The 12,626-nt window shown below is 73.8% G+C and carries 7 protein-coding genes; all 7 read right to left on the bottom strand.

The genetic code is table 11. The features are described 5' to 3' along the window. Window positions 1–5 precede the first annotated feature (5 nt). The 7 genes from WMF45_RS09125 to WMF45_RS09095 all read right to left on the bottom strand — a co-directional run bounded on the left by WMF45_RS09125 (window position 6) and on the right by WMF45_RS09095 (window position 12,568). Entirely contained in the window at window positions 6–917 is a 912-nt protein-coding gene (locus tag WMF45_RS09125) for a cytochrome C assembly family protein (protein ID WP_437716549.1), read from the bottom strand. A 273-nt stretch (window positions 918–1,190) separates the two neighbouring features. Continuing rightward, window positions 1,191–1,592, bottom strand: coding sequence for a hypothetical protein (locus WMF45_RS09120; RefSeq protein ID WP_012234257.1), 402 nt, complete (start codon window positions 1,590–1,592; stop codon window positions 1,191–1,193). A 171-nt stretch (window positions 1,593–1,763) separates the two neighbouring features. Beyond that, on the bottom strand, window positions 1,764–2,582 hold the full coding sequence (gene pssA / locus WMF45_RS09115) for a CDP-diacylglycerol--serine O-phosphatidyltransferase (protein WP_437551069.1): 819 nt from the start codon (window positions 2,580–2,582) through the stop codon (window positions 1,764–1,766). Window positions 2,583–2,748: 166 nt separating this feature from the next. Then, complete coding sequence (locus WMF45_RS09110) at window positions 2,749–6,282, bottom strand: hypothetical protein (RefSeq protein ID WP_437716548.1); 3,534 nt, start codon at window positions 6,280–6,282, stop codon at window positions 2,749–2,751. After that, window positions 6,279–7,451, bottom strand: coding sequence for a TolB family protein (locus WMF45_RS09105; protein ID WP_437716547.1), 1,173 nt, complete (start codon window positions 7,449–7,451; stop codon window positions 6,279–6,281). Before WMF45_RS09105 ends, WMF45_RS09110 begins: the two co-directional genes overlap by 4 nt. Before the next feature lie 88 nt (window positions 7,452–7,539). Next, a complete protein-coding gene (locus tag WMF45_RS09100) occupies window positions 7,540–8,181 on the bottom strand; it encodes a hypothetical protein (protein ID WP_437716546.1) in 642 nt (213 codons plus the stop codon). 346 nt (window positions 8,182–8,527) lie between these two features. After that, window positions 8,528–12,568, bottom strand: a complete 4,041-nt coding sequence (locus tag WMF45_RS09095) for a protein kinase domain-containing protein (RefSeq protein ID WP_437716545.1) — start codon at window positions 12,566–12,568, stop codon at window positions 8,528–8,530. Window positions 12,569–12,626: the final 58 nt, after the last annotated feature.

The following is a 12,626-nucleotide window of genomic DNA, read 5'->3' as shown; positions in this document are numbered from 1 at the left end:
CTGCGCTAGCCTCCGAGCCCCGCGGCGGGACGGATGAGATAGATGATGAGCACCGCCCCGGCGCAGGCGAGCCCCGCGATGGTGCCGTACGCCGCGCGGCGGCCGCGCCAGCCAACGGCGGCGCGCATGAGCAGCACGAGCGCGATGAGGAGCCATGTGGCGTAGCCGAAGATGGCGCGCATCACCTCCTCGGCGTTGCCCATCTCGAGCTGGTGCGCCCAGTACGTCCCCGTGACGATGCCGAGCGTCAGCAAGGGGAAGCCGGCGCTCAGGAAGCGATGGATGGCGCGGTCGAGCGTGTCGAGCGGCGGGAGGTTGCCCATGCGCTCGAGATGCCGCTTCCGCTTGAGCCGCTTCTCCTGGACGAGGTAGAGCGCCGCAGAGGCGCCGGCGAGAAGGAAGAGCGCGATCCCGAGCAGGTTCGCCATGACATGCGCCGCGATGAACAGCGGGCTGAGCTTCGGCTCGGGGTGCGGCTTTCCGAGGAAGAACGTGCCGAGCAGGAAGGCGAGCCCGAGCGGCCCGATGAGGAGCCCGAGCGCGTCGATGCGAAAGCGATGACGGGCGACGAGGTAAACGGCGATCGCGAGGAGGGACGCGACCGAGAGCATGAAATGAACGGAGTGCACAGGGCAGACCCGCGCGACGAAGCTGGCGAGCGTGACGTAGGTCGCGTGCCCGAGGGCGCCCAGGCCGAGCAGCAAGGGCGCGTGCCGCGAGGCGGAGGCGGCGACCGCAGCGCTCGGCCGAGCGCCGGGGTCGTGGACGCGCGCCCCCGCGCCGAAGAGGCCCGCGAGGTCGCCCGTGGAGGGGAGCCGGGCGCGGCTGCGGGCGACGTCGAGGAAGAAGAGCGCGCTGGCAGCGCTGTAGAACAGCAGGGCGAGCGCGAAGCTGATCCCGGAGATGACCTCGGGCATGGCCCCGTTATAGCCTGCCTCACCGGGGATGGCCCGCCGGCCGCAGAGGCGGGAGCGTACTCTCGTAGGCCGAGGCCTGACAGCGCGGATGCGCCGGGAGAGGCGGACGCGAGAGACCGTATCGGCAGCGCCTCGCCCCCGCGGGTGTGGCGCGCCGGGGGGGCGCCGAAGCAACGGGGCGCGGCGTCGAAGCAACCGGGCGCGGCGTCGAAGTAACCGGGCGCGGCGTCGAAGTAACCGGGCGCGGCGTCGAAGTAACCGGGCGCGGCGCCGCTACATCTTGCTGGTGAGGAACGCGGCCAGGAGCTCTTCGTCGCTCGTCGGGCTGCTGCTGGTCGCGGTCCCCGCCGGGGCGGCCTTGCGGTGCTCGGCGAACGTGCCCACCGGGGCGCCGATGAACCCCGGGATCACGTCGTAGGCGTTGTCGCCGATGATCATGGACCCCTCGAGGATCTCCGCCCCGAGCTCCCGCAAGAACGCCCGCGTCTTGACCCTGCCGAGGACCTCGTGGATGTCCGCGGAGCCCGTCACCTCGCGGAGCACGCGGATCGCCTCGATGATCTTGTAGCGGCGGCCCTCGGTCTTGATCAGAAGCTCGTCGTTGTTCAGATCGACGCGGTCGCTCGCGATCCAGTCGTCGAGCGCGGCCTGCGGAAAGAACACGCGGTTCTTCATCGCACGCAGTCTACTCAAAAATGAGCCGGAGCGGTTGGGTCGCGATGCCGGTCACCAGGGGTGCGCCCAGGCGCTTCAGGCCGCAGGCGCTTCAGGCCGCAGGCGCTTCAGGCCGCAGGCGCTTCAGGCCGCAGGCGCTTCAGGCCGCAGGCGCTTCAGGCCGCAGGCGCTTCAGGCCGCAGGGGGTACCGTGGGCGGAGGCACCGAGTCCCGACGCAGGCCGCGGAGCCGCGCAGGCAGGTGCCAGAGCGACTCGAAGATCCCGAGCAGCACGTAGAAACCCAGCAACCACACGAGCACGAACGCGGGCTGCAGCTGCGTCGAGATCACCGCGCTCGACCCGACAGCGAACGCCACGAAGAGCACCGTCCGGACGTTGAGCCGGAGATCCTTGAAAGAGCGGAACCGGATGGTCGAGACCATCAGCAGCGACAGGATCGTCGTGGTGACGAGGATCGCCGATGCGTAGCGCTCGCCGCCGATCTCGCCGGCGGCCGCGTGGTTCGCGACCACGATCGAGACGAGGATGCCCGCCGCGCCCGGGATCGGGAGGCCGACGATGTACTTCGAAGGCTTCGTGGGCTTGCCCGCCTCACCCATGGAGAGGACGTTGAAGCGCGCCAGCCGGACCGCTCCGCAGGCCGTGAAGATGAACGACACGAGCAGCCCCGCGAGATCGAAGCGGTGCAGCGTCCACTGATACACGAGCATCGACGGCGCCACGCCGAACGAGACGATATCGGCCAGCGAGTCGATCTGCAGGCCGAAGGCGCTCTGGGTCTTCGTCATCCGCGCGACACGCCCGTCGAGGGTGTCGAAGAACATCGCGAAGACGATCAGCAGCGCGGCGCGGTAGAAATCATCCTCCGACTGCGCGGTCGCGGAGCGCCGGATCGAGTCGAAGCCACAGAAGATCGATGAGAGGGTGATCAGGTTCGGAAGCAGGAACAGCGTCTTCCTGAGCTCGAACCGCCGTCGCTTCCGGATCATGCCGCCTCCCGTTTAGGCAGGCCAGGCTATCGCCGCAGGGACCGCGAACGCAAGCGCCGAAGCGCACACGCGAGTCGCTAGAAGGTTACCGCGAGCCAGGATCCGGGATCGTTTCATCTCACCGTCAGCTTCGTTTCATTCGTCGTTTTTGCTTTTCCGCCGTCGCTCAACGCGCGGGCTGCGCCATGCCCGGCTCGCTCCATACAGCCTCCGGGATCTCCGCGCCGGGATCGAAGCGGCACACCATCGGGCGGAGCTCGACGGCCGGGCCGCTCGATCCGCCCACAGCGACCGCCGAGCCCGCCGCGGCCCGGAACAACCACGCCTGGGCTAGATCGCCGGGGATGATCGCAGAGCGGGGCCCCCGTCCGATCGCTCGCGCCTCCCAGCCCGCAACACAAGGCGCGGCAGGCGTACCGTGGAGCACCGTGGTGGAGGTCAGGAGCACCGTGACCTCGGGCGGGCTGGAGGGACCAGCGGCGTCCACGACGAGCACCGGGTGGCGTGTGCCCGGGAACAAGGCCGTGCTGCCGAGGAAGAGCGGCGCCTCCTGGCGCGCGGTCGCCGCGCGTTCGGCGGCAGAGCACGGGCGCGGCGCGTCTCCGAGGTCGAACGGCGTCGGCAGCGGCAGCGCGGGGCCGAGCGTGCCATCCCCACGGAACGGCTGGAAGATCGACCACGCCGCCGCGTGCCCGGGATGGGCGACCAGCGTCGACACGCCGATCGACCCTCCAGCGTAGGTCCAGTCGGTGTGCACGATCCGATCGCGGTCCGTCGGCGGAGCGACCGAGACGGCATCGATCGCCCACGCGGCGCCCGGGCCCGGCGCGGCGGACGCGCCGGCGGGGGGCGCCGGGCGGTGGGCGAGCAGCATCCCGATCGTCGGGCCGTTCGACGCCTGCCGGACCATCCCCACGCCGACGGGCTGGCCGTCCGCCAGGACCGCATCGGCGCGCACGTCGAGGCTGCCGTGAAGGCCCGACGCGGGCCAGGAAGGGAAGTCGAAGCGCTGGAGCTTCCCCGGCGGCTCGTAGAAGAACGTGAGCGCCGACTGAGCGCTGTCGGAGTGCGGCCTGATGAAGAGGCCGCGCAGCGAGACCGACAGGAGCGCGGGATCGAAGAAGTCGTCGGGGGGCGGCGCGCGGCGCGAGGCCGCGCCTCCCGGGCCGGCCTGCGGCCGGGCGCCCGCGCGCGGCTTTCGCGCGGCGTCGGGGACGACCTTCACGTCGCCGAGCTCGAACGGGCCGGCGTCGGGGATCGTGCCGCGGCCCGAGGTGCCATCCATCCAGTTCTCCCAGGCGACCTCGACGTTGCGCATCGGGGCCCCCGGCGCCGCCGCGCCGCCCGGGATCCGCAGGCGCGCCACGGCGTAACCCTCCATCTGCGAGGTGACGTTGGTCGCGACCCGCGCTCGCCCGAGCCCCGCCGGCACCGCGGGCAGCAGCGATCGCGTGACGACCCGCGCCTCCCCGGCGCCGGACTCGGGCAGCATCGCGGAGACGACGTCGACGGCGCCGCTCGGGGCGCGCGTGAGCAACGACCACACCGACCGGCCGCGCAAGAGCTCGTCGCCGTCGGGCAGGCCGAGGCCGCTCGAGTCGACGTGGTCGACGCGTGTCCACTTCGAGGACGGCAGCATCTCGCAGACGATGGGCGTGCGCGCGGAAGGCTGCCCGCGCGGGGCCGGATCCGGCGCGCGGGGCAGCGCGCCGTCGGCCTGGCCGCCCCAGCCGACGCGGGTCGCCACGTCGCCGAAGAGGCAGCCGCTGGCGCCGCATGTGATGGTGAGCTGGGCCTCGGAGACCTCGCGCGAGAGCGCCGGCATCTCCGGGAGCTCCGCCCAGCTCACGCCGCCGTCGAGCGACTCCCAGAGCGCCGCGACGTCATCGCCGCTCGCGCGCGCGCGCGGCGCGAGCGCGAGCACGCGCCGCCCGAAGCCGGCGAGCGCCGCGCTCTCCGGCGGGGTCGTCGCCGTGAGCACCCGGCCGTCCTCGTCGGCGGTCAGGTACGTGAGCGCGCCGCGCTCCGAGAGCAGCAGGCCGACGGCGCCGTCCTCCGCCGGGCGCAGCGCGCTCTCCTCGACGACCTCGAACCCCTCCGGCGAGGGACCGTCGCCCGGCCCGCCCTCCTCGTCCTCGTCCTCCGCGCCGTCAGCCTGCGGGGCGGGCAGCGCGGCGGTCGCGTCGAGCGGCCGCGGCGCGAAGGTCTCGCCCCCGTCGTGCGAGACGAACAGCGCGAGGCGCTCGTCCTTGCCGCGGAAGCCGAGGAAATACGCGGAGCGCCCGTCCGCCGAGAACGCGGGCAGCACGGCGGACGCGCCGAGCGTGGGGGCCGCCGCGAGGGCGATCGCGGCGCGATCCTCGTCGTGGGCGCCGTCGTGGGACAGGAGGAGCGGCGCGGTCGGCTTGCAGCTGTCCGCGCCGTCGCTCGGCTTGCAGACGCCGGTCAGGAGCGCCGCGCCATCGGGCGCCACAGCGACGCCGACCTGGTCGATGTCGGGCGTCTCCAGCGTGGCGGCCGGCGACCACGCGCCGCCGCCGTCGTCGCTGCGGAGCACCCGCGCCACGACGCGATCGCCGTCCGGCTCGGCGCACACCGCGACGACGCGCCGACCGTTCGCGCCGAGCTTGATGCTCCCGCAGTCGCCCGTGCCCGGCATGGCCGCCTCCTTGAGCGGCCCCTCGATGGGGCCGCTCGCGAAGAGCCACGGCGCGCCGGCGTCTTCCGGGCGGACCGCCTCGACGTAGCGATCGCCGCTCATCGCGGCCCGGCCGATCGACACGGCGGAGGCGGACGGGGCGCGCGGGGTCGTCACGTCGAGCTCGACGTCGGCCCGCGGGAGCGTCGCCGCGCTGCGGGAGAACGCGGGCGTGCGCCGCGGATCCCAGGTCGCCGAAGCGAGGAGCCCCTCGGCGAGGAGCTCGCCCCCGAGGGCGCCGACCCGCGAGAGGCCCATCGTCGGGAGCGGCGCGCGCGACCAGGTGCCCCCGCCGTCCTCGCTGGCGAACAGCGCCTCCGGCAGCGCGAGCACGAGCGCGCGGCCTCCGTCGGCCATGGCGACGCCGAAGGCGCGCGCCGGAGCCCCGCCCTGCCCCGCGGCGCCTTCGAGCAGCACCGGCTTCCAGCCGAGCTCCTCGCGCCACCGGAGCACGCCGCCGCCCCGGGTCACCCCGATCAGCGAGCCGCCGGCGCCCGCGACCTGCAGGAGCGGCTCGGGCGGAGAGAGCGCCCGCGTGAGCTGCCCGAGCGGCGAGGAGGCCTCGTAGATCGCGCCGCTCGCGCCGACGAACATCCAGGAGGCCGGCGAGCGCCGCACGATCGCGGTGAGCTCCTCGGGCGCGGGCGAGGCGCTCGTCCTGCCCTGGCCGGCGCAGCGCGCGGCCTGCGCGGCGGGCCCGGCGGCGCTCGGCGGCGGCGTGGACGTCCGTGGATCGGGCGTCACCGTCCATCGCTGCCCTCCCTGGGCGACGACGACGCAGCCGGCGCCGGCGAACGGCGCCCACGCGACCGCGGCGTCGGGCGCCGCCGGATGGTAGCTCCAGCGCGCGGGCGAGGTGTAGGCCGCGCCCGCGGCGTCCGCCGCCGGAAGGGCGGCCTCGGCAGGGCGGGGCGGCTGCGCCGGGGCGCCCGAGCAGCCAGCGAGCGCGCACGCCGACGCGAGCGCGAGCGGCGCGCGGGTCCGCGACGGCGGCGCGGTCATTCGACCCAGCGGGCGACGAACAGGTTGGTCTCGCCGGGCTTCGCGCCGTACCGGTTCGAGGCGAAGACGACGTGCTCACCGGTCGGCGAGAACATCGGGAAGCTGTCGAAGCCCTCGTAGAAGGTCACGCGCTCGACGGGCGGCACGCCGTCCGCCGCCGGGGGCGCGTCGGAGTCGACAAGGTAGAGATCGAAGTTGGGCATGCCCCGGGCGCCCTGCGGGGTGCTGAAATCGGAGGCGAAGAGGATCCGCCGCGAGTCCGGGAGGAAGTAGGGCGCGAAGTTGGCGCGGCCGTTCCTCGTCACCGGGCGCGGGTTCTGCCCGTCGGCGCCCCCGACGAAGATCTCGAGCGCGCTGGGCCGCACGAGCCCCTTGGCGAGCAGCGCGCGGTAGTCGTCGAGCGCCGGTCCGGTGGGGCGGCTCGCCCGCCAGACCAGCTTGGTCGCGTCGGGGGAGAAGAAGGCGCCGCCGTCATAGCCGGGCGTGCTGGTGATGCGCTTGACGTCCGATCCGTCGAGCTTCGCGGTGTAGAGGTCGATGTCGCCGTCGCGCGTGCTCGTGAACACGAGACGCGAGCCGTCGAACGCGACGGTCGCCTCGGCGTCGTAGCCCTTGCCCTGGATGAGGGGGCGGAGATCCGAGCCGTCGGCGCTCGCGGTGTAGATGTCGAACTCGTCGAGCGGCCAGACGTACCCCTGCGAGTGGTCGGGCTTCGGGGGGCACGCCTCGCCGGCGGCGTGCGTGGACGCGAAGAGGACGCGCGCCTGGGCAGAGGCCGCGGGCGCGGGGAAGAGGAAGTAGCCGCAGGTGGTCTTGCCCTGGCCGTTCGAGACCCGGCGGACCTCACCGCTCTCCAGATCCAGGATGTACTGCTGGTCGCACTTGTTCTCGTCGCGGGTCGACTGGAACACGAGCTTCCTGCCGTCGGGCGACCAGTAGGCCTCGGCGTTCTCGCCGCCGAAGGTGAGCTGCCGGAGCTCGGCGAAGTGCTTCTCGCGCGGATCGGCGGCGACGCTCTTGCCGGCGCGGATGCGGAAGGGAAGCCACTCGGGCTTCGCCGTGGTCGTCGCCTCCGGGATCTGGCCGAGCGGCTCCTTCGGTCGGGGCTCCGAGGAGGCGCAGGCGGCGAGCAGCAGGCAGGCGAGCGGGGCGGGCAGCCTTCGTTTCATGGCGGCGCGACCATAGTACGAAAGCGGCGAGCCGTCGCGGGGACGCGCCCGCGGCGGGTCAGCCCGAGGCGACGGAACCCCGGACCGGCTACTCCCGGAAGACGGTCACCGTCGTCGGCGTCGTATGGCCACCGCCAACGCAGTTCGGGAAGCTGCCGTCCGACGTCGGAGCGCCGCAGATGTCGTCGCAGTCGCCGAGGACGTCGATGATGCAGCCCTGCGTGTCGACGCCAGTCCCGCCGCACACGCGGCTGATGAGCGTCGAGCCGGGCGACTTGCACGCGAACCGGCGCTGCTCCGGCGCGAAGAGGTCGCCGAAATAGGCCCCCTCCCGCCGAGGGAAGGCATCCCGCTCCGCTTGATCCGAGTCAAGGGCCTTGTGTTTTCCGCGCATCGAGATAGGCACGCTCTCCCCGAGATGGTTGATCCTGGCCAGCATGCAGGCGGAGAGCCAGCCCTGACAGCGGGCGTTGCACTGACCATGATCTCGGCCCCACTCGGGCGCAAGACCGATGCTCCCCTCGAAGGTGTAGGTCTCGCCGTCCAGGGAGACCTGCACGGATTGCCCCTCCGGGAGCGCGCAGCTCGCCACGTACGTCAAGAACTCGCGGGCCAGAGGATCCCGCAGCGCCCTCATGACATCGCTGCTGCTCGCGACTGCGTCGCTCGTCAGCGGGTTGCCCGTGAGCGCTTCCGTCGCGAGCCTGTCTGTCGTGAACGGGCTGTCCACGAGCGCTTCCTTCGTGAACGCATTCCGCGTCAACAGGTCTTGCGCCCCAGTGCCGCCGTCTTCCTCCTCGGGATCAGCCTCGCCGACACAGGCCGGGAGACAGACGCACCATAGGGCCAGGAACGAGATTGCGAGTTTGAAACGATACTGCATAGCCCCCTCCACACAAATGAAACACGCGTCAGGAATTTCCTCAACGACTTTTCCGGAGGAACCCTAGAAATTCCGCGCCTGCGATGACGTCGTGAGAACGGCGAGGAGACGGTCGTTCGGGCGCGCTCGTGGGCAGCGCGCGGCGCCTGGAAGAGCCGCGAGCAGGGAATCCCACGTGCGCCGAAGCGCGAGTTCATGGGGCGTCTCGGTCGCCGAGCCATCGCGCCGCGAGCGCGAGCGTCTCGCCGTTGTCGAGCGCAGACAGAAACTGATCCCGGTAGCGAGGATTCGAGATCTGCCCGGCGCGGGACAGCACGCTGTCGCGCGCCCGCGCGATCGCGGCGAGCGCCTCGGCCTGCCAGCCGCTCGCGAAGAGCGCCTCGGCCCGGACGAGCCGGATCAGCGACTCGCCCTCCTCGACCGCGCCGAGCGACTCGAGGAGGGAGAGCGCGTCGCCGGAGAGCGCGAGCGCCTCTTCGGCGCAGCCCTTCCGGAGCAGGACCCGCGCGGAGAGCGCCCACGCCGCCGCGCGCAGCGGCGGCGCGCTCTGCAGGAGCTCCGCGGCCGCGCGGGCCTCGGACTCGGCTGCGCCGAGGTCGCCGGCGAGCAGCGCCGCCTTCCCCAGGTACGCGCGGGCGACCCCCTCGGCCCTCGGATCGCCCAGCCGCTGGAACGTCGCGATTGCCTCCTCCTCGACCCGCCGGGCCTCGTCGAGATCGCCGCGGGCGATCATCACGTTGCCCAGGTTGCTGCGGGCGAACGCGGCCAGATCCGTGAGCTCCATCTGCTCCGCCGCGCGGAGCGCGGCGCGCAGCGCGGCCTCGGCCCCCTCGTAGTCCCCGAGCTCCATGGTGATGGCGCCCAGGTTCACCCGCAGCGAGCACGCGTTGCGGCGATCGCCGCTCCGCTCGAACACCTCGAGCGCCGCCTCGATGCCGTCGAGGCAGGCGCCGAGATCGCCGGAGGTCATGGTGCGGATGGCGCGCGCCTCGTAGAGCCTGGCGAGCACCTCGACGTCGAGCGGCCGCTCCTCCTCCCCGCTGCGCTCGAGGGCCTCGATGATCCCGTCTGCCACCGCGTAGCGGCCGCCGAAGGCGAGCCAGTTGGCCCCCTCGACGAGGCAGACGTCCCTCCCGGTCAGCGCGCCCTCGCGGGGCGACGCGCCCCGCGCCGTCGCCACCCAGGACTCCACGCGATCGAAGGCCCCCTGCTTGCCAGCGGCCGTGACCACCCAGGTCACGGCGGAGTACCAGGACGGCGAGCCCGGCTCGAACAGCGCGACGGCGTCGAGCGCGCGCTGCTCGGCGACGGCGAAATCGCCACGCCACACGCGGGCCTCCGCGTCAGCGAGGAGCAATCCGCCGGCCTCTGCCTCGGTCGCGCCGCACGCGAGGCCGCGCTCAGCGCGGCGGATCGCGGCGAGGAGATCGTTGCCGCGCAGCGCCTGCTCCGCCGCGCGCCGGTACCACGCCGCCGCGCGCCCCGGCTCGGCGCCGCGCTCGAAGTGCTCCGCGAGCTGCGCCGCGTCGCCCTTCCCCTCCCCTTCGAGCCACTCGCCCGCCAGCCGGTGGCCGAGCCGCCGGTCGTACTCCGTCAGCGCCCCGTACGCCGCCTCCCGCACAAGGCCGTGCCGGAAGCTGTACTCGGCGTCGTCCGCGCCCGCGTCGATCGGAGGGCCAGGCTCGGGCGCCCCGGCACGGCGCGCCGGCGGGGCCTCGCGCTCGGGCCCGTTCCCGGCCCCCCCGCCCCCGGCCCCCCCGCCCCCGGCCCCCCCGCGCGCGGACGACGTGGAGGAGAGGCTTTCACCAGCCGCGCCGCCCCGGCCAGGCGGCCGCCTCGGGGCAATCACCTCGCGCTCGACGAGCTCGGCGAGCCGGACCGCCACCTCGGCGTCGGCGCCGCCGAGCAGCGCGGCGACGCCGGCGGGCCGGAAGCTCTGGCCGAAGACGCTCGCCGCCCGGAGGACACGCCGCGCCTCGGGATCGAGCGCCTCGAGCCGCGCCTGCACCATCGCCAGCACCGTCTCCGGCAGCGCGGCCCCTCGCCCCTCGGCGGCAGCGCGGATCTGCTCTTCCAGGAAGAAGGCGTTGCCGTCGGCCCGCTCGATCAGCGTGCCGATGATCTCCTCCGTGACGGCGCCGCCGAGGGCCTGGCGCGCGAGCCGCTCGCTGGCGCGGCGCGAGAGCCCCGTGAGCTCGATCTCCTGGACGCCGCGGCCGGCCCACAGCTTCGGGAACATCTCGCGCACCTCGGGCCGGCCGAGCGCCAGCACCATGAGAGGCGCGTCGCGCAGGTTGCGGAGGGCGCTGTTGATCATGCCGACGGTGGGCAGGTCGCCCCAGTGCATGTCCTCGAGGACGAGCAGCACCGGCTGCGCCGCGCACTCGGCGCGAAGGAACTCCTCCCACGCGAGGTGCAGCTGATCGCCCATGAGCACGGAGCTCCGCCGCGCCGCCCTGAGCGCCTCGCTGGCCTCGTCCGGGAAGGGCGTCCCCACGAGCTCGCCAAGGAAGGGCGCGACGTGGGCGCCGCGCTCGCCGTGGCCACCGACGCGCTCGCGGATCCTGCGGTGCACCGCCGCGGGCGGCGCGCCGTCGGCGACGCCGAGCGCGCGGCGGAGCACCTGCGCCAGGAGGCCGAAGGCAGAGCCGGCGCTCATGGGGTCGCCGCGCGCGATCCAGACCGCCATCGGCTCGTCCCGCGCCCGGAGGCGCCGGAGCAGCTCGACGCGCAAGCGCGACTTGCCCATGCCGGCGGGGGCCGTCACCAGCACCGCGGACGGGGTCTGCTCCTCGATGCACTGGACGAACGTCGCCTCCAGGAGCGACAGCTCGCGGTCACGGCCCACGCACGGCGTCGGCTTGCCGAGGAGGCGCGGCACCGCCTCGAGGTCGTCGCACTCGCCGCGCAGGAGATGGCCCGCGTGATCCGACCCGAGATCGAACCGCGCGCCGAGCAGGCCGGCCGTGACCTCGTCGATGCGGACCACGCCGAGCCGCGCCTCGTCGCCGGCGAGCAGCGCGGCGGCCTGATCGATGAGCTTGCCGATGGGAGAGCGGGCGGTGATCTCGGCGCGCCCCGAGACGAGCGCGACGGGCGCGCCGCCGAGCAGCACCTGCATCGCGAGCGCGCACCGCGCCCCCCGGGCGGCGAGATCGGTCGGCGCGACGAGGCCGGACAGCACAACGACGGGAGAGCGCGCCTCGATGATCTCGAGGCGGCCCTGGTGGCGCTCGGCCAGGGCGCTGAGCGCGCGCACGCGGAGCGCGTCCTCGCCCTCGGACCGGGTAGCGTCGCTGTCGAGCGCGCCGTCGCGGGCGAGGAGGAGGCAGATCATCCGGCGCTCGCCGGTCGTCAGCTCGGGCGTGGGGCCGCCCATGGGCACGGGGAGGCCGCGCCGCGAGGCCGGCGCGAGATCGCCGAGCGACCCGAGCTCGGCGGCCACGGCCGCGCCGTCGCGGGGGCGGTCGCGCGGGGCCTTGGCGAGCATGCGCGTCACGAGGTCGTCGAGCGCGGCCGGGACCTCGCCGCGGAGCTCCCGGAGCCGCGGCGGATCCTCGAGGAGGACCTTCACGAGCACCGAGAGGCCGTCGTTGCCGACGAACGGGGGCCGGCCGGTGAGGCAGCGGTAGAGGATGCAGCCGAGGGCGAAGACGTCGGCGCGGGCGTCGATGGCGACCTCGCCGCGCGCCTGCTCGGGGGCCATGTAGCCGGGGGTGCCGAGCATCACGCCGGGCATGGTGAGCTCCTGGCCGGCGTCCGCGACGCGCACGACGCCGAAGTCGAGGAGGATGACCTCGTCGACGGAGCCGCCGGCGAGCAGGAGGTTGCTCGGCTTGAGGTCGCGGTGGACGATGCCGAGCCGGTGGAGGGCGCCGAGCGTGGAGGCGACGCGCACGCCCAGCGAGCGGCTCTCGGGGACGGTGAGCGGCTCGCGCAGCAAGCGCTCGGCGAGGGTCTCGCCGGAGAGCCACTGCATGGCGAGGTAGAGCTCGCCGCCCTCGGTCGTGCCGTGGGCGACGTACCCGACGACCCCGGGGTGCCGGAGCGCGGCGAGCGCGTGAGCCTCCCGGCGGAAGCGGTGCGACTCCTGCGGGCCCGTGCGCTGGAGGATCTTCAGCGCGACCGGCTCGCCCGTGAGCCGATCGCGGGCGCGGAAGATCTGCGCCATGCCGCCGGAGGTCGCGTGCCCTTCGATCTCGAAGCGGTCGGCGACGATGTCACCAGCGCGCATCAGCGGTACCCCCGAGACGACTCAGAGAGCCGCAGCGCTCGCCTGTGGGGTGCTTCGG

Origin of the sequence: Sorangium sp. So ce448, assembly GCF_051520915.1 — a bacterium.
Lineage (GTDB): Bacteria > Myxococcota_A > Polyangia > Polyangiales > Polyangiaceae > Sorangium > Sorangium cellulosum_B.
The sequence above is the reverse complement of the archived record's forward strand: the minus strand, read 5'-3'. Positions and strand labels throughout refer to the sequence as shown.

What these genes read in the sequence shown, in the direction of transcription:
- WMF45_RS09125 (WP_437716549.1), bottom strand. Translation starts at nt 917, where the DNA reads ATGCCCGAGGTCATCTCCGGGATCAGCTTCGCGCTCGCCCTGCTGTTC.
- WMF45_RS09120 (WP_012234257.1), bottom strand. Translation starts at nt 1,592, where the DNA reads ATGAAGAACCGCGTGTTCTTTCCGCAGGCCGCGCTCGACGACTGGATC.
- pssA (WP_437551069.1), bottom strand. Translation starts at nt 2,582, where the DNA reads ATGATCCGGAAGCGACGGCGGTTCGAGCTCAGGAAGACGCTGTTCCTG.
- WMF45_RS09110 (WP_437716548.1), bottom strand. Translation starts at nt 6,282, where the DNA reads ATGACCGCGCCGCCGTCGCGGACCCGCGCGCCGCTCGCGCTCGCGTCG.
- WMF45_RS09105 (WP_437716547.1), bottom strand. Translation starts at nt 7,451, where the DNA reads ATGAAACGAAGGCTGCCCGCCCCGCTCGCCTGCCTGCTGCTCGCCGCC.
- WMF45_RS09095 (WP_437716545.1), bottom strand. Translation starts at nt 12,568, where the DNA reads ATGCGCGCTGGTGACATCGTCGCCGACCGCTTCGAGATCGAAGGGCAC.